The following is a 24,333-nucleotide window of genomic DNA, read 5'->3' as shown; positions in this document are numbered from 1 at the left end:
TCGCGTTTACGTTAATGTCTTTACGGGATCCATTTGACGTACAATAGCGATAGCTTCGGTCAATTGTTCAACTGGAAATAGTGTCATTCCTTCTCTCTCGGTTTTACTCTTATTGGCTTTAGGAATAATTGCTGATTTAAAACCGTGTTTTAATGCATCTCGTAGACGCTCTTGTCCGTAAGGGACTGGACGAATTTCACCAGATAAACCTATTTCACCAAATACCAAACAATCGTCCGGAAAAGGTTTGTCGCGTAAACTGGATAGCACAGCCAATAAAACTGGTAAATCCGCACTCGTTTCTAATAGACGGACACCGCCTACCACATTAATAAAAACATCTTGATCAGAGGTCATAATACGGGCATGCCGATGTAACACGGCTAATAACAATGCTAAACGATTATTCTCTAAACCGACCGTGATTCGGCGGGGATTACCCAGATGACTATTATCCACTAAGGCTTGCACTTCGACCAATAAAGGACGACTACCTTGCCAAGCTGCCGTCACTAAACTCCCTGAAACCAGTAAACTTGACCGTGATAATAGCATAGCAGAAGGATTACTGACTTCACGTAACCCTTTGTCTGTCATTGCAAAGACGCCGAGTTCATTGACTGCACCAAAACGATTTTTAACGGAACGTATTAACCGATGCCGGCTATCTGTCTCCCCTTCAAAATATAAAACCGTATCCACCATATGCTCTAAAACACGAGGGCCTGCAAGGACACCATCTTTCGTCACATGTCCCACTAAAAATAAAGCAATACCGGTTTGTTTCGCTAAACGCGTCAATTGCAGCGCACTTTCTCGAACTTGGCCCACCGCACCCGGTGCTGACTGAAGTAAATCAGTATGCATGGTTTGTATCGAATCAATCACTAAAACATGCGGTTTTTCTTCTGAAATATGTCTTAAAATGTTTTCAATTTGGGTTTCAGCCAATAATCGAATTTTCTTGTAGGGTAACCCTAAACGTTGTGCGCGTAAAGCCACTTGCTGAAGAGATTCTTCCCCGGTTATGTAAAGTACAGCATGGTGTTCACTTAATTGGCAAAGACTTTGCAATAACAACGTTGATTTTCCTATCCCGGGATCTCCTCCCATTAAGATGACTGAACCAGGAACGATTCCACCCCCTAAAACCCGGTCAAGCTCTGTAATCGTTGAAGAAAACCGTTCTATTTGAGTTAACTGAATACTTTTTAAATCCACTATTTTTGTATTCGCAGATGCATAACTTTTTGAACGTGATGAAATAAACGATTGTGGTGTTACATACTCCTCTACCAAACTGTTCCATGCCCTACATTCCAAACATTGACCGGACCATTGTAAAAACTGTCCGCCACAGGATTGACATTGATAAATACGTTTGGGCTTAGACATGCTGTTTTTCCTGTAATAACGTTTCCACTGCGCATTTTAAATCAGAAAAAATAGGAATTTCATTCACTAATTCTTGATTATTTAATAAGGTTTTTTCACCATTGCCGGTTAAAACTAAGCTGGGTTGGCAACCTACTTTACGAGCCGCTTGAATATCCCGTAATGAATCACCAATCGAATGAATACCCGTTAAATCCATTTGATAATAATCAGCGATTTGTTCAAATAGACCGCTCTCTGGTTTTCTACAGTGGCATGCCGTATCCGGATGATGAGGGCAATAAAAAATTTGGTCTATCTTGCCACCAAATTGCTTGAGACTATCCTGCATTTTTTGATGAATATTCGCTAAATCAATTTCGGTGTAAAGACCACGCCCCACACCCGCTTGATTTGTTGCCACAACAACCGTATAACCTGTCTGGCTCAATAACCCAATAGCCTCTAAACTACCTGGAAGTGGCAACCATTCTTCAGGTGTTTTAATGTAATTTTTCGATTCAACATTGATGACACCATCCCGATCCAGAATAATAAATGCTCTATTTTTAGCCATTTTTTATCTCCTTTTAAGTCTTTCTTAATCTAGAAGACTTATACTTTCATTGTTTTCACCCATTTTACAGTATATTTTCCATGGCCATTGTACCATCGCAAACAGAATTAGACGCTGCATTTGAAACGGCTCGACAACTCAAAGAAAAAATTGAAATGCACGCGTACTCAAGAAAGTGCACTCACGTACAAAAAATCGAAACACAGAAAAAAATAACAGCGTTTATTGTATCAAATAGAAAAATAATTAACCGATGTATTGAAAACAAAAATACAACGTCGGATATTTTATTAGCGCAAGTGATGAAACAATTTTATGAGATAAAAAAGCTTATAGGTCCCGAACCTCGCCAGCAAACCGGCATTTTTTTTCGTAAACAGCCACATCAATCAATAACGTCGATAAAAGAATTAAAAATCCGACTCAAACGGATCGATGAAATATTTAACATGCTTTCTCAAGAAACACTTCAGCCTACAACTTCTCGTGCTATGAGAACTTAGCACATTTCTTAAGCGTTAAAATGACCCCATCGCATATCGAGCAATCACATTTTTCAAACACGTTGTGCGATTAATCATCGTTAATCCATACTGGCGTGTTTTCTGTAAAACAGGATGCGTAGATAAAAATAAATATTTAATAGCATCGACACTTCCCATCATCAGTCGATTATGAAAACGACGCTCTCTTTCATAGCGACGTAACGTATGCAGCGCACTGATTGAACGACCTTTCTGTTTGGCCTCTACGACGACGCGCGCCAAACACTGTACATCGGCCAATCCTAAATTAGCACCTTGGCCCGCTAAGGGATGAATGATATGTGCACAATCACCGATTAATGCAATACGGGGTTTAACGTACCGCTCGACCTCTTGAATTTTTAATGGATAACTTAAACGCGGACTTGTCGATATCACTTGACCTAAACGCTGTTCGATGGCCTGTGTTAATTCGCTGCAAAAAAGATCATCATCTATTGTCTCTAAATGACGCACGTTAACGGGATCACTCGACCAAACAATAGAGCACATAAACGGATTTTTTAAGGGCAAAAAAGCTAAAGAACCTTTTTCTAAAAAAATTTGTCGCGCCATATTTTCATGCGCCCATTCATTTTTCACGGTCGCAATAAGCGCTCGCTGTTGATAATCGGTCGCTTTACTATAAAAACCGGCTAATTGCCTCACTTTAGATTGATCACCATCGGCACCCACCAATAAGCGCGTCCGTAGTTTTAATCCAGAGATTAAGTTGATATCAATGTGATTTTCTTCCACGTGCATTTCAAATAAGGCATCTTTTGTAATCCACGTTAATTCGGGATCCGTTTTCGCTTGTGCATATAAGGCATGTTTTAAATCATCGTTCTTAACAATATAACCTAAACTCGGTTCGCCTATGTCCGCACTATCCACAAAAAGTTGAGAAGATTGGCTGGCTTCCCAGACTTCCATGCATCGAAAGGGCGCATATTGCTTTTCGTTAAATCGCTGCCACACCTTCAATGCTTTTAAATAGGAACAAGACGCCAACGTCAACGCAATCGTACGAAGTTTGGAAGTAAGCGGATTAGAAGATTGCGCGATCGTCTCTTTATTGATAATCGCAATCTTTAAATCCTTTTCTATTAAATGACACGCCAGCGTTAAGCCCATAATGCCACCACCAACAATAACAATATCAAAATCCGTTGGTATGGTTTTCAATGTCATAGCGATTTGGAATAACGATAAGGCAGGTATTCGGGCTTCCAAAATTGCCTATCCATTTCTTGGGTCAAATCAATGGAGTCTGGAACTTGTGCTAAACCTTCTCGACGTGCTTGTGCAGCTACCGCTAAAGCGATACAGCGACTCATGGCTTGTATGTCTTCAAAATGAGGTAATAATGCCTTTTTCGACGATGATGTTTGGGTAAAATGGCTTAAAGCGTTGCAGGCTTCCCAAATCATGCCATCACTGAGACGAGTTGCTTGTGCAGTAACGACACCCAAACCAATCCCTGGATAAATCAGCGCATTATTACATTGTGCAATCGGTATTTTTTCACCTTTATAATAAACTTGACCAAAAGGGCTTCCCGTCGCAATCAGTGCACGTCCCTCTGTCCAATTGAACAAATCATCGGGTGTTGCTTCTGATTTTTCTGTCGGATTTGACAATGGAAAAATGATTGGATATTCAACCTGACTTGCCATCGTTTTAACGATAGCTTCCGTAAAAATTCCGCCTTGACCCGAACTACCGATTAATACCGTGGGTTTAAATTTTTGCACAACATCATAGAGCTGCCACGTCGCCTCGGTTTTATTCATCAATCGTTGGGCATAAGGTTTTTGAAAAGCTGTTAGATTCGGTGTCGAATCTTGTATCAAGCCATGCCGCCCTACCAAATAAAATCGTGATAACGCCTCATCTCTCGATAAACCTTGTCGTAGCATACCCGCACATAATTGATCGGCAATCCCTGTTCCAGCCGTACCTGCCCCCACAATAACAATGCGTTGTTCAGTTAAAGGAACTTTAGTGCGCCGAATAGCCGACAACAGTGCAACTAAGGTCACTGCGCCTGTCCCTTGCATATCGTCATTAAACGTACACATCGTATCACGGTAGCATTCTAAATTACGTCGTGCATTTTCACGACCAAAATCTTCCCAATGCAAATAAGCACGAGGTAATTTTCGTTGTATTGCAGAAACAACACGCGCTATCATATCATCATATTGTTGACCTGATACGCGGGGATGACGCCAACCCAAATAGAGGGGATCATTCAGCAATTGTTCATTGTTCGTTCCCACATCGATTTGTATTGGCAATAACCGGTTGGGATTAATCCCCGCACAGAGAACATAAACGATTAATTTTGCGATACAAATGCCCATTCCTCCGATACCTTGATCACCTAAACCTAATACACCCTCTCCATCGGTCATCACAATAATGTCCACTTCTGGATTTAAACGATTATCAAGGATTTGATCGATCCGATCGTTATCGGGATAAGCAATATATAAACCACGTGCTTCTTGGAATTCTTGACTAAATTGTTCAACGGCTTTTCCAACAGTTGGTGTATACAACACAGGCAACATCTCTGTTAAATGTTGACTGACTAATTTATAAAATAATATTTCATTTGTATTATGCAAACACCGTAAATAAAGGTGCTTTTCTAAATTATCTTCTTTTTTTAAAAATTGTTGGTAAACACGTTGCGTTTGTTGCTGTAAACTTTCGACACGATAGGGCAATTTTCCAAGTAATCCTAACTCCTGTCGTTCTGATTCCGTAAATGCAGTGCCTTTATTTAATTTAGCCGTTGTTAATAGCGTCGAACCCAACGCATTTGTTTCTAAAAAACGAACGTTTTCATTTTGATCCGTAACCGGTTTAAATTTTGGCATACTCATATTCTTCTTGTTGTAACGTTAAGCCGCGAACCAAGCGAGGAAGTCGACCATGTGTACCCATTAAACGATGCGATAAATTTCGTTTTGCGCGTGGAATTAAATCCATTGTTAATAGACCATTATTATAAATAAAAGTCAACGGGCCAAAACGAGGCTGTAAACGCTTCAATCGCTCGGTCAATCGAATAATATGCTGTTGCGACGATACGCGCGCTTGGAGATAGGCGTGGGCCACATGTTTATCTCCCAGGTCGGTATTGGCTTTCAGCGCGTTTGTGATCACGTCTACACACTCAGCCATATCGTACAAACCTAAATTTAAACCTTGTGCCGCAATAGGAAGTAAGGTATGTGCAGCATTTCCTAATAATAGCAAACCTGCTTGCGCCTGACATTCAGAAACACCTTTTTTTAATGAATAAATCTGCGGTTTACTATAATTCAATAGTTTGCCAAAACGATAAGAAAAATGCTGTTGCACTCGTTCCAAAAATTCTGATTCCATTAAATTTTGTAATGTTTCAATTGTTTGTTGTTCCGATGTCCACACTAAACCGATTTTATTCTCGCGTAAAGGCAAACAAGCGATAATACCTTCCTGTGTAAATCGCTGATACGCATGATGTTGATGATGTCGACTACTCTCAATGAACGTCATCAACGCCCTTTCAACGGTAGAATTCATTTTCAAACCAATTTTTAATAACGTGCGAACGGTAGAATCAGTACCATCCGCGGCGATAATTAAACGGGCATGAATCGTCTTTTTTTCATTTTGAAATGTTTGCAATACAACCTGCCAATGGGTTTTTGGTTTATGAATCGACACGCAGGTTGCTGGATTATAAAGATCTAAACTTCCTTGTGCTCTATGGGGTGCTTTTAAACGACATAAGGCTTTTATTAACTCCATACCCAAACGAGCAGCAGGAATAACCGCACCTAATTGTGGAACACCTAATTCCTCTGCGCTTATTTTCAGTTGACCAAAATAACCCTGCTGTGAAACCTTAACACGAAAAATGGGATTGGCATAAGGTTCTAAAGCTGGCCACACCTTTAATGCTTTTAAAATACGCAGACTCGCCAAATTTAACGCGATTGGTTTACTGGGTAATGATAATGTTTCTTCTAAGGAGTTAAACGGGAATTGTTCAATTAAACCGATTCGTAAAGGTAACGCCGATAGCGCTAACGCGAGACTACTTCCAACAATCCCCGCACCCACAATGAGGATATCATACTCTGGCTTCATAAAGAGGCTCGCATTAGTGCTTCAATATCACTTATCGTTTTTGGTGCGTGTGCGGTTAATACTTCACAACCCTCATGGGTTACTCTGACATCGTCTTCAATACGAATGCCAATATTCCACCATTTTTTATCCACATTTTCATCGGGTCTAATGTAGATTCCTGGCTCTACAGTCAATACCATATTGGGCTCTAAAGGCCGCCATTTTTTTCCTACTCGATATTCACCCACGTCATGAACGTCCAAACCTAACCAATGACTGCATCCGTGCATATAAAATTTGTGATAACTTTTCTTCTGAATCAGTGCATTAATCGTTCCTTTTAATAAACCTAAATCTACTAACCCTTGCGTGATCCACTCCACGCAGCATCGTTGCAGTTGGTTCCAACCAACGCCTGGTTTTATTAACGCAATAATAGCACGCTGAACGTCGAATATGACTTGATAAACGGCCTTTTGTTCTGAATTAAACCGACCATTAACAGGAAAAGTTCGCGTTATATCGGAAGCATAACAATTATATTCACACCCCGCATCAATTAAGACTAAATCACCCGATTTTAACGGTGCGTGGTTTTTCGTATAGTGTAAAATGCATGCATTGGCACCACCTGCAACAATATTAGGATACGCCAAGGCTTGACTTCCTTGCTGGTAAAAGGCATAGAGTAATTCGGCTTCTAATTGATATTCATATAAGCCAGGCCGGCACGCTTGCATGGCTCGCTGATGCGCTTTGCTGGAAATATAAGCCGCTTGGCGTAACTGTTCTAATTCTGTTGGGCTTTTTTTAAGTCGCATTTCATGCAGGTTATCCACTAATTTTTTAGCGTATTCGAGCGGTGTTTTTTTTAAACGCATGAGCAATTTATTAATTCGTTTGACAATACGCGTGTTGTTTTTTTCATCACCCAGGTAATAGCAAACACGCGCTCCTTTTACGTATTCGACCAAATTCGTTTCAAGCGCGTCAATCGAAAAAGCGTCGTCTGCACCATATTCTTTACATGCACGTCGTTGACCAATACGTTCACCCTCCCACATCGCGACGGCCTGGTCTTCTTTCCGATTGAATAATATAAATTTCCCTCTGGGAGTCAATAAGGCGATCGCTTCAGGTTCAGGAAATGCAGTCAAATAGTAAAAATCGCTGTTTTGACGATAGGCATAAAACACATCGCCATTACGGATACATTGTGATGCTGCCGTTAAAAAAATAAGCTCATCCTGTTTTAATTGAGAGACCAATTGCTGGCGCCGATGTCGCAATTCCAAAAGATTAAACATAAATCATGACTTTCGCCTTTCTACTAATGAAGATACATTGAATCCGTACTTCCTTCGAGGGAATAATAGGTTAATTCTTCATAAATTAAAGGGATAGCATGGGTAATAAACTCGATAGCTTCATCATAAGCCAACTTATTGAGCTCCATGATTTCTAAATGATTCATATTCAGTTTGGCAATCTCAGCAATACAATACAACGCTTCATGTATGACATCGGGTGTTTCGTCTTCAATCGTACTCCCACCTAAACCTAACCCATATAAAAAACCTTGACACCATAAACTTAACGCTTCAGCTCGTTCTTCTAACTGATGTTGCGCATTCGGTAATAACAATTGAAACGTTTGCAAGCCGCTTAATTGACGGCACGCCGCATCATATAAACTGACAATAGCGTCCTGCGAACCCAACATAAAAGGTGGACGATTACCCAAGCGCTTGAGCAAAATATCGATTAAGAAGCCACCATTCAGTTTAGGGCCTACACAGACAAACCCGCACAACATGCCATGTATTTCTGCCGGAGAAGTCACCACTTCAGCTTGAGTCAATAAATGGTAAAAATCATCGAAAGCAGGAGTTTTTGACTGAGTTTGCATAAGCGTACTCTTATGAAGAAGATCCTAATAATATTACCATTCTAAGTGGTGTTAATATAGAGAAGCAAATCTTAAAAATAAATTAAATCGAATAACGCACTATTTTCTTACGCTATCCATTTCATAACAGAGTAGCTTGAAATTAAAAATAGATTATACTATTCACGTATCTGGCTCAGCCAATCGTTTTCCGATCGATACTTTTATATCGAGGGATAATTTGATTTATTTACCGTGTGCACGCTTGCCTTCTCGTGAGCAAGAAGCCTGAAGTAGATAGACTTAAATCCACCTGGATCGTTGGATCAGGAAATAAGGCTGGGCTAGATCATTTAATCACGTATGATACTGTATGAATAATCGTCAATTATCTCGTAAAAAATTACAACAACAACGCGCCAAAATTTCGTCCGATGATCAAAAAATAGCCTCTGCTCTACTTGTTGAAAAATTAAGCCGTCATCCATTATTTTTCCAAAGCCAAACCATTGCAAGTTATCACGCTATTCATAACGAAATTGATCCCTCAGCACTCATTCATAACGCGTGGCAACATAAAAAAAAATGTTATTTGCCCGTCGTCCAGGGTGAGCAATTAATATTTTGTTCTTTTGAAATCGATACGCTCTTAAAAAAAAACCAGTTTAATATTCCCGAGCCTCCCTTATCGCGCACGACCTGTATTGCAGCGGCGGCTATCGATTTAGTCTTCGTTCCTCTATTAGGTTTTACTGAAAAAGGTCAACGTCTCGGTAGAGGCGCAGGTTTTTATGACAAAAGTTTTTCTTTTTTATTACACCCGCCAAGACCCTCTCGTCCCTTTTTACTAGGACTTGCCTATGAATGGCAAAAATTAACCAACTTCACTGACAAAAGCTGGGACGTCCCTCTTAATGCCATCATCACCGAAAAACAAATTTACTTTCGTTCAATGAATTAGTTTCTCTGTTTTCAACACAGCAATCTATTAAACAACGCTAATGTCGAAAAACGTGCCACTTCCCTTCACTATTCCTACATGCGGTATAATTAAATGAAGAAGTCTGTCTAAAAAGACCTCGAATTAATTTTATTTGATAATCTCGGCAACCCTGTCCTTCTGGATTAACAAAAATTTTTTTACTGACAAAAACAAAACGAACATTTGTGGACTCACTCTGCCAGCCTGTCATTTGTGTGGGTTTGGCTGTTGCTATTAAATTTTTCAACTTATATTGATCTGTATTTCCCATAACCTGAGCAAGGGAATCATCAATAACACGACCCTCATTCTCTAATCGAGTTTCTTGTGATGGATAGTGTGTTGTCTTTATGTGATAACTCGCACAAGCGGCCAGATTTAAAATAAACATCCCACTCAATAACCATTTAATGATTTTTTGCATCATTTATTTCCTCAATACGTGTACGGACTAATTGTCCGCGATTAATACCACATAATAATTCGTAACAAAAAGAGGATGTACGTTTTGCGATTTGTTCAACGGGTAATCCTGCCCCCCATAACACCACCGAATCACCAATTTTAGTTTCTAATTGATTCAATAAATTAACGGTCAACATATCCATAGAGACATGACCTATCAGCTCCGTTAATTTTCCATTCACCAAAATAGGCGTACCGCTTTTAGCGCTATAGGGGTAACCATCACCATAACCAATGGCAACTGTACCTACGCGTAAAGATTGAGGGGAAATCCATGTTCCTCTATACCCTACTTTATCTCCTTTTTTTAATTGCTGAATCGAAATAATTTCAGATTTTAAGGTCATCACCGGTTTCAATCCATAGTGAGCACCTGATGAATTTGAAAAAGGAGAAACTCCGTAGAGCATTAAGCCAGGACGAACCCAATCTGCATGAACGTGAGGGGAGGCTAAAATTGCGGCTGAATTTGCTAAGCTTGTTGGAAACGGATACCCTTTCAGTGTTTGCTCAAATAATTTTATTTGATTTTTAGTGGTCGTATTCCTTATGTTATCGGCATTCGAAAAATGCGTCATCACACAGACAATATTCAGCCACGCATGGCGAGATAACTTATCCAAAACAGCATCAAAATCGTTTGGTGAGAACCCTAAACGATTCATGCCGGTATTTATTTTCAACCAAACATTCACTTTACGGGGTAATGGATGTTTACTGAGTAAATAGAGTTGGTGATGATCATGGATAACCGTATCCAATTCATAATCTGTTAATAATGAAATTTCATCCTGAGAAAATATGCCTTCCATTAATACAATCCGTTGCTTTAACCCTGCTTGACGCAAATAAAGCGCTTCCTCCGAACAGGAAACACCGAAACCGTCAATATCCGTTAATGCTTTTGCAATAGGCAGTAAACCATGACCGTAAGCATTGGCTTTGACCATCGCTAATAGTTTGGATCGCGGGGCAATATCACGTACCCGCTTTACATTATGACACAGCGCACCTAAATTGAGTTCCACCGTAAAAGGTCTGCTCATGCATAATTCTCAGCATGATACCGTTGTGGTGCGAAATTTTCAAAACGGGTATACTTCCCTAGAAAAGTCAGCCGAACTTTACCCGTCGGTCCATTACGCTGTTTTGCGATAATAATTTCAGCACTCCCTTTATCGGGGCTGCCTTCATTGTAAACTTCGTCACGATAAATAAAAATAATTAAATCAGCATCTTGTTCAATCGCTCCAGAATCGCGTAAATCAGACATCACGGGTCTTTTATCTGCGCGTTGTTCTAAACTCCGGTTTAACTGCGATAACGCGATAATAGGGACATCGAGCTCTTTCGCTAACGCTTTTAAACTGCGGGAAATTTCAGATATTTCAGTGGTACGATTTTCCTTAGAGCCCGGAACTTGCATTAATTGAATATAATCAATCACAATCAACCCTAATGCCCCCTGCTCTTTGGCGACTCTTCGTGCGCGTGCACGAACTTCTCCTGGACTTAATGCCGCCGTATCATCAATCAACATCTTGGCTTCCGATAACACACTGACCGCTGAAGTAACACGAGGCCAATCTTCATCGGTTAACTTTCCAGTCCGGATTTTATGTTGATCAATTCGGCCTAGTGAAGACATCATACGCATCGCTAATGCTTGACCAGGCATTTCCATGCTAAAAATTAATACGGGTTTATCACCTTGTATGGCTGCATGTTCGGCTATATTCATAGCAAATGTTGTTTTCCCCATGGAGGGTCGACCCGCAACAATAACAAGATCAGCCGGCTGTAAACCGGATGTCATTTCATCTAAATCTTTATAGGCTGTTGAAAGCCCTGTGATAACTTGATCAGAATGAAACAAGATGTCAATTCTATCGACGGCTTTCGCCAAAAAATCACTAATTTTAAGAGGACCACTTCCTCGTGTGCCTTGATTAGAAATCTGAAAAACTTTTCGCTCCGCTTCATCCACCAACTCGGTAATTGAACGCCCTTCTGGCATAAACGCATTTTCAGTGATTTCAGAAGCAATACCAATCAATTGACGTAAAATCGAATGTTCTCGCACAATGTCTGCATAGGCTGCAATATTAGCGGCACTCGGCGTATTTCGCACCACTTCGAATAAATAAAGATCGCCGCCAGCTTCCGTTAACTCATTTGTATTTTTCAATGCATCGGTCAGCGTTACGATATCAAAAGGTTTAGCCTGATTAGCAAAACGAGAAATCGTACGAAACAAGATACGATGGGATAATAGGTAAAAATCTTTTTCTTTTAGCTTATCTGCAATTCTATCCCATGCTTGATTATCCAAAAGAAGCCCGCCTAAAACAGATTGCTCAGCTTCTAGTGAATGTGGTGGTAGCTTAAGATGATCGGTTTTTTGCATAGAAAACCTAGCCTAAACATAAACGAACAAAAAAATCTTAATGATTAGTCCGCATTAAATCATATCCTGCTGTCTCTATTCGATAAACGAATAAACTTATCATCTAAATGACAATTTCTCTGTTGTAGCTTATCAATGAGTTGAAGCTATTTTTTCAACTCACCATTATCCTCTGCAACGATATTTACTTTTAGTAAAGCAATAACATCGCTATGAAGTTGCACAGTGACTTCATGTTCCCCTAATTGACGCAGAGGGCCTTGAGGCAGGCGAATTTCACTCTTTTCAAGCATAACACCCGCGGCATCTGCTGCTCGAACTAATTCAGATAATCCCACAGAACCATATAAACGACCTTCTTCTGCTGCTTTAACCGGTATGGTTATTGTTAAATCAGCAATCGCTGCTGCACGCGTTTCAGCGGCGTGTAATTTTTCTTGTGCAATTTTCTCTAATTCAGCACGTTTTATTTTAAACTCAGCAATAGTCTCCTTATTAGCAGGTACTGCCTTGTTTTTAGGATATAAATAGTTTCGCGCATAACCATTACTCACCGTCACTTGCTCACCTAAATCGCCTAAAGAATGTATTTTTTCTAATAAAATTACTTGTGCCATGAAAAATCAACCTCAAATTTACTGATTAATAGGAGATGGAGTCTGTATCCATTGATACTCCTTCCTCATGTATGTTCTTCATTCAATTGCTTTTTTTAATTGGTAGCGTAAATTTATCACACTATCAATAACCGCTAGTAGCACCAATACGACAATGACATAAGGAAAAAAAATCGCCAATACGACATAAAATAAAAAAATCCATTTTTTAGCTATTGTTTTTAAATCCGCAATCGCATGAAAAACACTCAACCCCGCTAATGCAAAAATTAATGCCACAATAGGTAACGCGTCCTGCGCTAATCCTATCTTTAAAAAATTTAACAAAATTATCGTTAAAAGAAGAACGACTTCCCATAAACTTAATCGAACCGCTTTTAATTCCGGTCGAAGTTGACCCGGATTATATAGCATTGATTGTAACCCTCGTGCAAATACTAAATTAATCAATACTGACAAAGAAATAAAGGCGATTTGAAAACCTGTTGCAAACTTAGCAAAAAATTGTAAATGAGCCGTATTAACGACGACATTAAATTGATTTTTAGCCCATGCTGCATAATGATCAAACTGATTTAACCACACTTCATTAATATGAGGATTCCACAGATATAATACTATTATTGCGAATAGACCCAGCAGCAAACTGGTTGTTAATACGGCTTTCCAACGCTGTGTTTGACGTAATGTTAACGCTAATACGTAGGTAAATAGGCTACCGCCAATAATTCCATAGATAATAATTAAGCGATTCCCTAAGCTTGCTGCCACGACAGCTGGCAAAATAACCCATAGCAATACAATAGCGCCTTCTTTAGCGCCCTTGCGTAAGGTCACTAATGAAACAATAACATTACTCACCCAACCCAACAAAGGAACGATTGTAAAAAGCAACCCAACAATCACTGCTTCCCGACGACCACGCATCACATAGGCAGCAAAGCGATGCATAATACCCTTAGGGCTGGAATTTTTATCTAGATTTCCATTCAATTCGAAACCCTCACCATAAAATTTTATACTTATTGATTTGCTGATTGCGGATATAAAATGAGCATTACGCTAAAAATCCCACTTTTATAGAGTTTTACTACCTTAAATTTATTTCAAACTCGCAACCCTTAATTTACGTTTTGATGTTTGTCACAATAAGGAAGTAACCCTAAAAAACGTGCACGCTTAATCGCTTGTGTGAGCTTACGTTGAACACAGGCTGTTGTTCCTGTTGTACGACTAGGAACTATTTTAGCGGTTTCCGTTAAATGACTTTTTAAAAGCGCAAGATCCTTGTAATCAACCTCCATCCCTTCGGCAGAAATCCGGCAATGCTTACGTCGTCTCGTTTGGTAATTATTCATAAAATAGACTCACTCTTAATGTATTCGCACATGATCAATACACATACTCGATTTCCCCACTATTATATATACTCATACTGTCCGCCCTTCAACCTCAGTTTCTCTCGAATACTCTCTTTTATTCTCATGCGCTTGCACTTCTTTTGCTTTTGCTAAAGGTGATTGTCCAGTAATAGCCTTATCAACTTTAATAATCAGTTGGCGTAAGACAGCGTCATTAAAGCGAAAATTATCAGTAAGTTCCGCCATCGCTTCTTTCCCGCATTCTACATTCATCAGAATATAATGCGCCTTAGGTAGTTTATTAATAGGAAAGCAAATCTGTCTGCGGCCCCAATCTTCAAATCGATGAACCTTTCCACCACTATTTTTAACAATGGTTGTATATCGCTGAACCATAGCGGACACCTGATCACTTTGGTCAGGGTGAATTAAAAGCACAATCTCATAATGACGCATCATCTACCTCTCGGTTAAAAGCTTCCCAATTCGGGTGGTGAAGCAAGTGTAAATATATTTTCCAGACTACTCTGGAAAGGGGTCATTATACGGTTGGGCGCTTGAATATGCAATAAATCCTTCGCTTGACAGGCCTTTCTGTGCCGCCTAGCATTCGGCTTTAAATTCAATCATTATTACTTTTTTAAACTATGAATTTAGCCCCTATTGTCGCTTTGGTTAAGAAAGACCTTGACGAGGTCGATGCTTTAATCAATCGCTGCCTTTACGCTGACATCCCTTTAATCCCTCAATTAGCAAAACATCTTATTAATAGTGGCGGGAAACGCTTACGGCCATTAATTGCGCTACTCAGTGCGAAAGCCTTTGGCTATCAGGGCAAAGAACATCGGCGGCTCGCAGCAAGCTTAGAGCTTATTCACGGCGCTACTTTACTCCATGATGATGTCATTGACGGCTCCGTCCTTCGTCGTGGAAAAAAAACCGCCAATAGTTTGTGGGGAAATTCAGCCAGTGTGCTCGTGGGTGACTTTCTATACTCGCGCGCCTTCCAATTGATTAGCCAAATTAATAATTCGCGTGTGCTCACATCACTTGCAGATGCCACGAACACCTTAGCCCAATCAGAAGTTTTACAATTAATCAATTGCTATAATGTCGATGTTGATGAAGCCTATTGTTTAAAAGTTATCCAAGGAAAAACGGGAGTACTGTTCTCTATTGCTGCCGAACAACCGGCTATGCTCACAGAACGGCCTGAGGCTGAAATTTCTGCGATGGCCCATTATGGCATGCATCTTGGCATTGCCTTTCAATTAATAGATGATTCACTCGATTATTCCGGAGATCCTCAACAACTCGGTAAAAGCCTCGGTAATGATTTATCCGAAGGAAAGCCGACATTACCTATTATCTATGCGTTACAGCATGCGAGCGCTGAACAAGCACAACTTTTAAAAACGGCATTAACACAAGGCGATCAAAACAAGTTAATGACGATTATCCCTATCTTGCAATCAACATCAGCCCTTGAGTACACGCGTACTCTTGCCCGGCATTATATTGAGAAATCCTTAACGTATTTAAACCTCATTCCAGATTCAGATTATCGCCAAGCATTGGCGCATTTAACCACATTTGCCATTGAACGTTCTTATTAGCTTAAACGCAGTCTGCCTTAACTTATTAATTGGTGATATGTATTCATGTATTTAAGACTTTGTTAACAACGCCTCGTTAATATGCCTATAATGGCAAAAAGTTCATGTCGGTACTATGACTAAACCTTCGCAAAATTACCTAAAACGAATCTATAAAGATCCGACTCATTTTAAAATTCAAAAAAAAATAACGAATAACGGTCATTTTTCACATCATGTATTTTTAGCAAAAAAATTTAAAAATGGTCAGCAAAAAAGTCTATGGTTCGCCAAAGATTTAGGGGGGGATAGAACGGAAACATTAGCCGAACTCTTGGCGCAAGAAATCTCACGTTTAATTCTTTCTCAGCAACCTAAAACCCGTCGCTTAATTAAAATAACAAAAAATAAGATTCAATATTTTGTACTTTCTAAGGAAATACCCCATTTTGATGAAAAATTTTTTTCGACGCCTCATAATCAGAAATTAATTGTTAATAATACAATAACGGGATTGGCTGCCACGCAAATCTTAGCATTATGGCTAAATGAAATTGACTTTAAACCGGGCAATGTTGGTGTTGATCACGATAAAAAAGCGGTGGTAAAACTTGATGGGGGTTTAAGTTTTATCTTACTGAATCCAAATTATGCTTATTTACATAATAGAAATTTTGAGATTAGCTCTGTCGATTTAGAAGCATTGCCTAACCTCATTAGTTACGAGGCTTGCAATTGGTTACAACATATATTATGGCATAATAAAGGATATGCATTTAAAAAAGAACCCACCTCGTTCGATAAACGGCTCAACGGAAATCCTTTATTTAAAGCTGAGTTATACCGCACAATACTGCGAATTATTTCATTACCTAATGAACTTATTCAGTTTTTTACGAAAAATTATATCTGTAATCCTGAAGATGTGAAAAAATTTTCAAATTTCTTAATTGTTCGAAAAGAACAATTAGCAGTGGCTGCCCAAAAAATTCCTGCGTTTAATGACTATCGTCAAAGCCATCAAGCACGAAAAGAAATGTTTGAATTTTTACACTATTTAAAAAACTTCAAAACCATGGAAAAATACAATTTACTCAATGCATTTGAAAAAAAATATACGATTAATGCTGAAAAGTTGATATGGAAACGTTTTTTAAATAATGATTCTCTCCTAAAAACGAGCTTTCAGATGTCTTAAAAAACAACGATTAACACAAGGAGAGGATAAATTAAGCTTTTCCTCAAAAATTTTTTAATAGGCCTGTACGTTAATCACTCGCTGGTTCTCACTATCATTTTTTCATCCTTTCTCACATCGTCATCCTTTAACGAAAATTGAACAAACGACTTGTGTTCATCGTACTATTAGGTTCGTTTTGCAATCTTTCATAATAGTCAATGGCCCGATAAACCAGACGCTCATTTTCTAATTCGACAGAAGGTTTGAAATGGACTAATTTTGGTTTTTTTCCCCATAGTTTATGGTATATCCAGGTTAAAAACAGTGACTGGCTATTGATATCCGTATTATTTTTCAAAGAAGGTCTAAGATGTGACTGTGAGAAATCACCCTCGGGTAAGGACTCAACGGCTAGCGAAGTCTGTTTTCCGGATGTCGTATGAAAGTAATGATTGAATTGCTTTCGATTGTTGTTGTCACGTTCGTGATGAAACGATGATTTATGAAATAGATTGTTTTTCGCTTTAGTCTGCTTTGACTTATTTTCTAAATGTCGCTTTTGACGACTCGGATTCTCTCGAAAAAAATGAGCCTCGTGCGTTGCATTTTCTTTATTCATTATTTTTTCCAGATATTGCGTTGAATTGACTTGATTGAAGTCAATACAAGGAGCATGATCAATCGCTTCTGCCTTTGGCATCATTTGCTGGCCAATAAACATCAATTGAGTAGTCAGCACTTTCTCACGCATTTCGGGGAGACGATAAAACTGATGAAATATAATACTGCAAAATTCGTCCACGGAAGTCGATGAGTCAAACACATTTGTTAACACTAAATCGGTTCCATTCAGACAAAAAAAACTATTTTTTTTATAATTTCCCTCTTTAAATATGAGAATATTAATTTCTGGGCTCAGATCCTGTTGAGTCAACACAATAATGGATTTTTCATGACTGAAAACCAAAGGATAAGTCCGCAAATACCAACGTACGGCTTGTTCATCGAAAGCAATCCTAAATGAACCGCTCTGTAAAAGAATCTCTACATGCTGGTAGTTGTTATCGATTAATGCATCGTGTAATTTTATGGTAAGAATAGACCACCTACTCTTTGATCGAGAACAATAAGTAGGAGACAACCATTCGTGATCAATCTTCAATCGAAGTATTAAATGATACCCCTGCTGTATTATTTCAGTGGTTATCATGAGGTGAGAACAACTCCGTCGCACTTGTTCGCACACTTCACGTAAATCAAGCATATTTAATCCATTTTTATTTCCTAAAGCAAAAATAATAATTTCATGCATAGGATAGTCGATTCCTTGACGGGGCGGTTTAATTAAATAAACGGTTTGATCCCCTTGGCTGATTAAATAATTCTTTAATAAAGGTTCACTATAAAGGATAACCGGTTGACCCGCATAACCGACCTGTAGCATTTTTTTGAGAGACACCACAAAAACGTGTAATATCATCTGTAAACGCTGCGCTAAATGGCTATAGAATTCCTTTAAGGAATCTATAGCATAAACGCCAAATTCTTGAATATAAAGAGAGTTGGTATTGACCAATCGAAGCACGTGTTGAGACTCAAAAAAGCATCGAATAACCGATAATTGAATAGTGCCAAACCAATCAGAAATATGTAGATTAAAAAAACTATTTTCATTGCGAAAAATAAAATACATTTCATTGTCCAGGAAAATTATTCTATCGAGTGCTTGTAAAGAAAATTCAATTTTAAATCGATGCTGAATGGGTTCTTCAGAACGGATAAAGAGCGACAAATTACCGTTTTGTCGATTCAGTTTATAATTAATGACGGGTATAGGTATATTTAAAAAAGAATTCAGTTGAAAAGCATAGATCACGGTTTTCGGTCTTAACACGATCTCTAAAGGAGACGTTAGGTAACGCGTCAAATAAATATAGTCGCGTTCATCCTCCGATTTTCCAGAAAACCCATCAACATATTGAATATCTCTATTGACAAAAATAACCTCTTTTAATTCTTTTCGACCATAAATGCGTTGAATATGAACCAATTGAAGACCTTTGACACAATTATAATTCTTAAGCTTAGCTTGCTCACACAGTAATCCTTCATTATTCAGTAAAACGACTGTTTCATCGCGTGAAAAGTTTTCTAAAAGAATACTATTCGCCCCCTTTCCTCCCTCTAGCTTTCCTGTTGTATTCTCTCCTTGCATAATGAATAAATTTCCAACTTCTCCCCCTTTAAAATTTTTATGACCATTATTAACCAAAAAAATATTGAATTGATCAACAACACCTATGGCCTCATCCTTCCCATCACCTAAGGCAATTAACACGGTATTCTCTGTTCTATTTTTAGTCAACTCAACACCTATTGCGCCTTTGCAAACGTAAGAATTCACTAAAGTCGGTGACATAAATGGAGGATAAGGCTCTATATAAACCCATTGTGACGATTTTACGTAAGACTCATTTTTTAATAGACCCGATAAACAAAAGAGAGAAGCATTTTCATCTGTTAATTGATCAGGCATCACCGAATCGACTTTAATCAACTCTTTTTCCTGTAAAAAAACTTGATTATCTTGAGCTACTTGTAACGATGAATCAACGGCTGGAAAAACATAACGCTGAATTGAATTCATCTGATTTAAAAAAAGAAGCGCGTTTTTGACGAGCTGATTATTAGTAGTTTTCCCCTTCAAATAACCAGGAGGATCAAAATGTGCGAAAGAACGAAAAGCAATTATCAATTTTTCTTCGCTACTCAGGTGAATATAACGCTCAACCTGTTTAATGCTATTAAAACTACGTTCAATCGCATTCTTTAACGCGGTTGCTGCCGCAATAGTTTCAGTGAACCCTTCCGCCAGGCCTATCCCATCTTCGATAAGCGAAAATAACATTTCTATATCGAGATTCAATTGACGATTACTCATTTCTGGTATGGCAACGCCTGCTAAGGTATTAAATGGTACGCTTAGATTGTTTTCTTCTATCGCTCTTAATTTTTTTTCTCTTTGTAGTGTTTTTAAATCTTTCGAAAACTTATAACTATTGCCTAAATTAGACCCACTATACTTTATAAAAGGTTTACTCAATTTTTTAATATATGTTAATAATGATTTATCATTATCTGAATGTGCTTGTTGCTTATAAAAATTCTCTAATATTATTGAATGATTAACACTTGAATTCGCTATTAGATTTTTTCTGGTAGAGGTGACGGCCTCTGAGTTCAATAAGAGATTAGAAATTTTCGTAAAAAATTTATTTTCTGCCATTATTTCAATGTTTAAAGCCACCTGATCCCATTTTCCTTTTAATAAATTCAATACATTATCTTCATTGAGCAATTTTGATGAGGTTACATGGCTTAATTGGACTACCCATTGTAAATGCCGTTGAACGAGTACTGGTTTAGATTGCTTATCCGATATGTGGCATAAAACGTCTCTTGATTGACGTTCTTTACGGTCACAAGAAGCAGAAATTTTTCTTTGAAATTTTAATAGTAAATGGGTGCTTATCATTTGTCTTTCTAACAAATAAGTATCCTCAATGCATAACCACGCAGAGTATGGATATTGATTAGCCGCTCGATAACGATAATCGATTATGGTCAAGACCATCAACCGAGTCATTAGCCCTTCTTTTAATTGTTTTTCTAAGTAGCTGATTGTTTCCGATAAAAGAAATAAAAGCCCGTGTTTTATATATAAAAATAATGCTTCTCCCATAAATTGACAGTATTCTTTTTCAGTTAATATTAAATGTGCCGCATCATAAAAATAAACGACTCCAATATTATAATTCGCTAAAATAATAACATCTATTGCATGACTTCGCGTAATACCGAGTCCAAGACGATAAGCAATTTTATCGTACCGAACCATATGTAATAAGAAATAAATATAATGGAGCCCTATATCCCGACTTAAATAGTAGTTTTGTGTAAGCTGAATTATATTTTTAGCGTTTTGTTCTACGGCAACAGGATTTTTTTCAAGATTAAGGCGAACGACTGTTTGGACTAACCGGTGAACAATCGAAATATCCGGTTGACTTCCGGTACTAATCATCGAATAACTTTTTAGTAGATGAATCGCTTGAGCTATTTCCTCACGGCTATACAACGTTAGAAATAAATCATTTGCAATATTATCCGGATATAAATAACTCATAATATTTAAAATAGCGAGTGCTTTTTCACCGATATTTTTCGTATTTTTTATGGCTTCTAATGTAATTTCCCAGGTAATAAAGACAGTTTTAAGATAAGGGTCTTGATTATAATTTGAAAAGTCGAAATTAAGTATTTTTTCTCCATTCGTTTTAAAAAGCGTTATATAATGATCAATTCCAAAGTGATTATCAACTGTTTTTTGCAGATTAATATAGGTTACGGCTTGTTGTAACGCCAACGGAAAATTTTGAAGTAAGGTAATCAGTTCTTTTATTTTTATAGCGTGTTGATGTACATCAATAGTTAATTCGGTTTTTATAAAATCAATCGCTTCTTTTTCATTGAATACATCCAGTAATAAAACCTGCGCTCTATTTTTCCAATAATGAAAACGAGACGTTATTAATATAACGGGAATATTTCCGATTATATTTTTCGGTAAAAACTCCTCAAATTCTTGGTAGTTTTTGACATTATCAAAAATAAAAAGACTTTTCTTATTAGAAAAATAGCAGTAAACATCAAATAATAATTCATCAAAATCTCTGCTATTTCCAAAAGAGTTTTTGTCAGATATAGTTAATTTTTTTGCTAGATTTTTAAACGCGTTTTTAATGTCACCTTTGGTATCGGCATTGATCCAAATGACATTATTATCATAGTGACGTGCGTATAATTCGGCATAGCGCAAAGCAAGCTGAGTTTTCCCTATTCCACCTAAACCACTTAATGCGGTTTGATCACTCTGCGTGGGATGTGGTAACGAGTCCAACGTCAAATCAGACAACGCCTGCGAAATGACCGCCATATTCGAGTGCGAGGCGATCAATAACTGATGCAATTTATTCAATATTTCTTTTCTACCACTAAAATTACTGATGGATCTCCGTAAATTAAAAAGAACAGGTCCATGATGTGAAATAATTGTTTTTTGATTCGTTGAGTCAGATTTCTTTAGTTGGGATAAAATCGCTTTCGCATCGTGTTCAATTGTCTCTTCTTTTAAAAAATACTTATAATTCCAGAGCACATACTCCAATCGATTTTTCGATTCGGGTAATGGCAGCATTTGTTCTTGATAATCTGATTTAAAAATTTCTTTCAGATCGCCATTGTCTTGTTTTTCCCAAAACAATGGTGTTCGATAGCCGTACGCGCTATTTCGATTTTTTTTCAACGTATAAAAATGAGTTTTCTGCGTTTCTTTATTAAAAATGCGAATACCCACTTGTTTATATAAACTATCGATGTTAACTGGTTCCCCATGAATATCTAAAATACTGGCACCCGCTGAAAAAATACGTAATTTTTTAATACTGGGATCAAATAATTTTTCAGAACTTCCAAAAATAACGCCTGCGCTCAGTAATCTACGGGTCACTATTCGAGGAATCAAAGGATATTCAGGTGCAGAGGTTACAATATAATTTAGCGTTCTCACTACGGCATTTTCTGCTAGTCTTTCCATAGCCACGTGATAGCCTCCCTTATCGGTTATCGACATAAACTGGCTTTCAAAACTATGAAAAATTTCTACGGCAACAATGGCTAATAAGTAACTTAATTCACCCGGTAATATATTTTCAAACGCTTTTGTAATTTTACGTGCTTTATCTTTCGGTGATAAATAATAATGGGCGCTAATGGAGCGAATTGTTCCTACCAAAGAAGGAATTGATCCGGCTACTCCTTCGGCTATTGCTATTCCTAATAATCCAGCCGTTGCACCTATTTTTAATTCCATTTTTAAATTTTCTAAATTTAATGCATCTCCTTTCGCAATCACATGATAAACGCCTAGCATCTTAGAAAAATAGGTGATATAGGTTTCAACAAATAAACTTAGACGACGTCGAACGATTTCATTTTCTAATTCAATTTTCGGTTTTTTTACGTTTGACTGATGGTCTATTCCACTCAAAAACGCTTTTTTGGAATGTTCTGGCCAAGCATCGGCTACTTTTTCGGTGGACTCACTGATTTTTTGAGCTAAATTTTTTCTTTTTTCCTTAAAATAGTGACTATCATATTGTTGAGGAAGATAAGAAAAAATTATTTTCATATCCTCTAGACTTATCTCGTTATCTAACATTTTATGTATATTTTCAACAATATCTAATACCCACAATCCCACATTACTATTATTAATGTGTGGATATAACGTGTGACTTAAATCATTTAATAAAATACTTTCCGTTTGTAAAAATGTTTGCACTTCGGGAGGTAATGGATAATTTAAGGAATCGATATAATAAAGTTTCAAATTTTTTTGATGTTTTTTTTGATAAAAAAGGACGATAGCAATCCAATGGGCATATCCCAGATTAACGATCAGTGTCTCGCGCGCGTTGCCTGTTTGCTTAGCCTGCCGTTGAAAAGTAGTTATTTCATTAATTAATGGTTCTAATGAATTATACGTTTGAAAAGAGGTTATTGATTTTCGGTTTAAATCATTAAAATAATTGTATTCCAAACGAGCAATATAAGCCACTTCTTCCAACGTGAACCAATATGTGTATAATCCCTGACGTGTTGCTTTGACAAAATGATTAATATCCGATCGTTTCGATCGTGCTTTTAAAGAAGAAGTGTGGTTCGATCTATTTTTAACCTTAACAAGAAGGTTACCTGCATTGGCTACTTTACGCGACTTATCAGATTTAAGAAATTCCATTATTATTTTTCCTTTTAAATTTATTAAAATAAAAGTAAAAATAAAATATAGGAATTTTTAAAAAAACTCAATTAGTAATTACCCAATTATTCACGTTCTTTAAAAAAGATCATCTGTAAATAGCGCTCTATTTGTAGTCAACATAAAAAATTTTCCTCATAGTCAACGATAATCTCTACTTCTTCCGCATTATCATTAAAGATTTACTTAAGACCTTATTCTATTATTGATATCACCTCGCTGTCAGAGGATGATACGAGTGATCTTGCTATAGTTTTTTTGAATGAAATTTTGGCTAATACTATTTAATTTCGTCCGAATGAATAATACTCACGACATTTTTATTAAGATATATCTATGAAAGCTA

19 protein-coding genes and 1 other RNA gene are annotated in these 24,333 nt (G+C 37.6%); 5 read left to right on the top strand and 15 right to left on the bottom strand.

Annotated elements, in window-relative coordinates:
• Positions 1 to 6 precede the first annotated feature (6 nt).
• Both radA and gmhB read right to left on the bottom strand, forming a co-directional pair.
• Positions 7 to 1,395, bottom strand: a complete 1,389-nt coding sequence (gene radA, locus RICGR_RS02025) for a DNA repair protein RadA (protein WP_006035014.1) — start codon at positions 1,393 to 1,395, stop codon at positions 7 to 9.
• Complete coding sequence (gmhB, locus tag RICGR_RS02020; protein WP_006035118.1) at positions 1,388 to 1,951, bottom strand: D-glycero-beta-D-manno-heptose 1,7-bisphosphate 7-phosphatase; 564 nt, start codon at positions 1,949 to 1,951, stop codon at positions 1,388 to 1,390. Before gmhB ends, radA begins: the two co-directional genes overlap by 8 nt.
• Before the next feature lie 80 nt (positions 1,952 to 2,031).
• Between gmhB and RICGR_RS02015 the strand changes: the two genes are divergently transcribed.
• Positions 2,032 to 2,454: a hypothetical protein gene (locus RICGR_RS02015; RefSeq protein ID WP_006035867.1), complete on the top strand. Its 423-nt coding sequence runs from the start codon at positions 2,032 to 2,034 to the stop codon at positions 2,452 to 2,454.
• A 15-nt stretch (positions 2,455 to 2,469) separates the two neighbouring features.
• Here RICGR_RS02015 and RICGR_RS02010 read toward each other — a convergent pair whose 3' ends face one another.
• From RICGR_RS02010 to RICGR_RS07395, 5 genes are read right to left on the bottom strand one after another with little or no spacing between them, the layout of a single operon-like run.
• Positions 2,470 to 3,669: a UbiH/UbiF/VisC/COQ6 family ubiquinone biosynthesis hydroxylase gene (locus RICGR_RS02010; protein WP_040615103.1), complete on the bottom strand. Its 1,200-nt coding sequence runs from the start codon at positions 3,667 to 3,669 to the stop codon at positions 2,470 to 2,472.
• The gene (locus RICGR_RS02005) at positions 3,666 to 5,366 is read right to left on the bottom strand and encodes an NAD-dependent malic enzyme (protein WP_006035285.1); all 1,701 of its coding nucleotides are present in this window, start codon (positions 5,364 to 5,366) and stop codon (positions 3,666 to 3,668) included. The genes RICGR_RS02010 and RICGR_RS02005 overlap by 4 nt, the downstream gene beginning before the upstream one ends.
• Complete coding sequence (locus tag RICGR_RS02000) at positions 5,353 to 6,627, bottom strand: FAD-dependent monooxygenase (RefSeq protein WP_006035996.1); 1,275 nt, start codon at positions 6,625 to 6,627, stop codon at positions 5,353 to 5,355. The genes RICGR_RS02005 and RICGR_RS02000 overlap by 14 nt, the downstream gene beginning before the upstream one ends.
• Positions 6,624 to 7,916: an aminopeptidase P N-terminal domain-containing protein gene (locus tag RICGR_RS01995; protein WP_006035206.1), complete on the bottom strand. Its 1,293-nt coding sequence runs from the start codon at positions 7,914 to 7,916 to the stop codon at positions 6,624 to 6,626. Before RICGR_RS01995 ends, RICGR_RS02000 begins: the two co-directional genes overlap by 4 nt.
• A gap of 23 nt (positions 7,917 to 7,939) precedes the next feature.
• Positions 7,940 to 8,518, bottom strand: a complete 579-nt coding sequence (locus tag RICGR_RS07395) for a UPF0149 family protein (protein WP_006035477.1) — start codon at positions 8,516 to 8,518, stop codon at positions 7,940 to 7,942.
• Positions 8,519 to 8,686: 168 nt separating this feature from the next.
• On the opposite strand from RICGR_RS07395, the gene ssrS reads away from it, so the two are divergent.
• Both ssrS and RICGR_RS01985 read left to right on the top strand, forming a co-directional pair.
• Positions 8,687 to 8,848: non-coding RNA, 6S RNA (gene ssrS, locus RICGR_RS07630), on the top strand.
• A gap of 22 nt (positions 8,849 to 8,870) precedes the next feature.
• Positions 8,871 to 9,458 (top strand): 5-formyltetrahydrofolate cyclo-ligase, encoded by a 588-nt coding sequence (locus RICGR_RS01985; protein ID WP_006035660.1) that lies wholly within the window; start codon positions 8,871 to 8,873, stop codon positions 9,456 to 9,458.
• A 37-nt stretch (positions 9,459 to 9,495) separates the two neighbouring features.
• On the opposite strand, the gene RICGR_RS01980 is transcribed toward RICGR_RS01985, so the two are convergent.
• The 7 genes from RICGR_RS01980 to rpsF all read right to left on the bottom strand — a co-directional run bounded on the left by RICGR_RS01980 (position 9,496) and on the right by rpsF (position 14,785).
• Entirely contained in the window at positions 9,496 to 9,906 is a 411-nt protein-coding gene (locus RICGR_RS01980; RefSeq protein ID WP_240992190.1) for a hypothetical protein, read from the bottom strand.
• The gene (gene alr / locus RICGR_RS01975; protein ID WP_006035535.1) at positions 9,887 to 10,990 is read right to left on the bottom strand and encodes an alanine racemase; all 1,104 of its coding nucleotides are present in this window, start codon (positions 10,988 to 10,990) and stop codon (positions 9,887 to 9,889) included. Before alr ends, RICGR_RS01980 begins: the two co-directional genes overlap by 20 nt.
• The gene (gene dnaB / locus RICGR_RS01970; protein ID WP_006035905.1) at positions 10,987 to 12,351 is read right to left on the bottom strand and encodes a replicative DNA helicase; all 1,365 of its coding nucleotides are present in this window, start codon (positions 12,349 to 12,351) and stop codon (positions 10,987 to 10,989) included. Before dnaB ends, alr begins: the two co-directional genes overlap by 4 nt.
• Before the next feature lie 146 nt (positions 12,352 to 12,497).
• On the bottom strand, positions 12,498 to 12,968 hold the full coding sequence (gene rplI, locus RICGR_RS01965) for a 50S ribosomal protein L9 (protein ID WP_006035292.1): 471 nt from the start codon (positions 12,966 to 12,968) through the stop codon (positions 12,498 to 12,500).
• A gap of 78 nt (positions 12,969 to 13,046) precedes the next feature.
• A complete protein-coding gene (locus RICGR_RS01960; protein WP_006035632.1) occupies positions 13,047 to 13,919 on the bottom strand; it encodes a hypothetical protein in 873 nt (290 codons plus the stop codon).
• Positions 13,920 to 14,089: 170 nt separating this feature from the next.
• Positions 14,090 to 14,326 (bottom strand): 30S ribosomal protein S18, encoded by a 237-nt coding sequence (gene rpsR / locus RICGR_RS01955; RefSeq protein WP_006034855.1) that lies wholly within the window; start codon positions 14,324 to 14,326, stop codon positions 14,090 to 14,092.
• A 72-nt stretch (positions 14,327 to 14,398) separates the two neighbouring features.
• Positions 14,399 to 14,785: a 30S ribosomal protein S6 gene (gene rpsF, locus RICGR_RS01950; protein ID WP_006035505.1), complete on the bottom strand. Its 387-nt coding sequence runs from the start codon at positions 14,783 to 14,785 to the stop codon at positions 14,399 to 14,401.
• 191 nt (positions 14,786 to 14,976) lie between these two features.
• Here rpsF and RICGR_RS01945 point away from each other — a divergent pair, with 191 nt between their 5' ends.
• On the top strand, positions 14,977 to 15,945 hold the full coding sequence (locus tag RICGR_RS01945) for a polyprenyl synthetase family protein (protein ID WP_006034720.1): 969 nt from the start codon (positions 14,977 to 14,979) through the stop codon (positions 15,943 to 15,945).
• A 115-nt stretch (positions 15,946 to 16,060) separates the two neighbouring features.
• Positions 16,061 to 17,122, top strand: coding sequence for a hypothetical protein (locus tag RICGR_RS01940; protein ID WP_006035022.1), 1,062 nt, complete (start codon positions 16,061 to 16,063; stop codon positions 17,120 to 17,122).
• 127 nt (positions 17,123 to 17,249) lie between these two features.
• On the opposite strand, the gene RICGR_RS01935 is transcribed toward RICGR_RS01940, so the two are convergent.
• Positions 17,250 to 23,966: an NB-ARC domain-containing protein gene (locus RICGR_RS01935; RefSeq protein ID WP_006035972.1), complete on the bottom strand. Its 6,717-nt coding sequence runs from the start codon at positions 23,964 to 23,966 to the stop codon at positions 17,250 to 17,252.
• Positions 23,967 to 24,333 lie beyond the last annotated feature (367 nt).

Source organism: Rickettsiella grylli, assembly GCF_000168295.1.
In the GTDB taxonomy this organism is placed as follows: Bacteria; Pseudomonadota; Gammaproteobacteria; order Diplorickettsiales; family Diplorickettsiaceae; genus Aquirickettsiella; species Aquirickettsiella grylli.
The sequence above is the reverse complement of the archived record's forward strand: the minus strand, read 5'-3'. Positions and strand labels throughout refer to the sequence as shown.

Excerpts from the sequence above, each read along its gene's own strand:
- radA (WP_006035014.1), bottom strand. The coding sequence starts at position 1,395 with ATGTCTAAGCCCAAACGTATTTATCAATGTCAATCCTGTGGCGGACAG.
- gmhB (WP_006035118.1), bottom strand. The coding sequence starts at position 1,951 with ATGGCTAAAAATAGAGCATTTATTATTCTGGATCGGGATGGTGTCATC.
- RICGR_RS02015 (WP_006035867.1), top strand. The coding sequence starts at position 2,032 with ATGGCCATTGTACCATCGCAAACAGAATTAGACGCTGCATTTGAAACG.
- RICGR_RS02010 (WP_040615103.1), bottom strand. The coding sequence starts at position 3,669 with ATGACATTGAAAACCATACCAACGGATTTTGATATTGTTATTGTTGGT.
- RICGR_RS02005 (WP_006035285.1), bottom strand. The coding sequence starts at position 5,366 with ATGCCAAAATTTAAACCGGTTACGGATCAAAATGAAAACGTTCGTTTT.
- RICGR_RS02000 (WP_006035996.1), bottom strand. The coding sequence starts at position 6,627 with ATGAAGCCAGAGTATGATATCCTCATTGTGGGTGCGGGGATTGTTGGA.
- RICGR_RS01995 (WP_006035206.1), bottom strand. The coding sequence starts at position 7,916 with ATGTTTAATCTTTTGGAATTGCGACATCGGCGCCAGCAATTGGTCTCT.
- RICGR_RS07395 (WP_006035477.1), bottom strand. The coding sequence starts at position 8,518 with ATGCAAACTCAGTCAAAAACTCCTGCTTTCGATGATTTTTACCATTTA.
- RICGR_RS01985 (WP_006035660.1), top strand. The coding sequence starts at position 8,871 with ATGAATAATCGTCAATTATCTCGTAAAAAATTACAACAACAACGCGCC.
- RICGR_RS01980 (WP_240992190.1), bottom strand. The coding sequence starts at position 9,906 with ATGATGCAAAAAATCATTAAATGGTTATTGAGTGGGATGTTTATTTTA.
- alr (WP_006035535.1), bottom strand. The coding sequence starts at position 10,990 with ATGAGCAGACCTTTTACGGTGGAACTCAATTTAGGTGCGCTGTGTCAT.
- dnaB (WP_006035905.1), bottom strand. The coding sequence starts at position 12,351 with ATGCAAAAAACCGATCATCTTAAGCTACCACCACATTCACTAGAAGCT.
- rplI (WP_006035292.1), bottom strand. The coding sequence starts at position 12,968 with ATGGCACAAGTAATTTTATTAGAAAAAATACATTCTTTAGGCGATTTA.
- RICGR_RS01960 (WP_006035632.1), bottom strand. The coding sequence starts at position 13,919 with ATGCATCGCTTTGCTGCCTATGTGATGCGTGGTCGTCGGGAAGCAGTG.
- rpsR (WP_006034855.1), bottom strand. The coding sequence starts at position 14,326 with ATGAATAATTACCAAACGAGACGACGTAAGCATTGCCGGATTTCTGCC.
- rpsF (WP_006035505.1), bottom strand. The coding sequence starts at position 14,785 with ATGCGTCATTATGAGATTGTGCTTTTAATTCACCCTGACCAAAGTGAT.
- RICGR_RS01945 (WP_006034720.1), top strand. The coding sequence starts at position 14,977 with ATGAATTTAGCCCCTATTGTCGCTTTGGTTAAGAAAGACCTTGACGAG.
- RICGR_RS01940 (WP_006035022.1), top strand. The coding sequence starts at position 16,061 with ATGACTAAACCTTCGCAAAATTACCTAAAACGAATCTATAAAGATCCG.
- RICGR_RS01935 (WP_006035972.1), bottom strand. The coding sequence starts at position 23,966 with ATGGAATTTCTTAAATCTGATAAGTCGCGTAAAGTAGCCAATGCAGGT.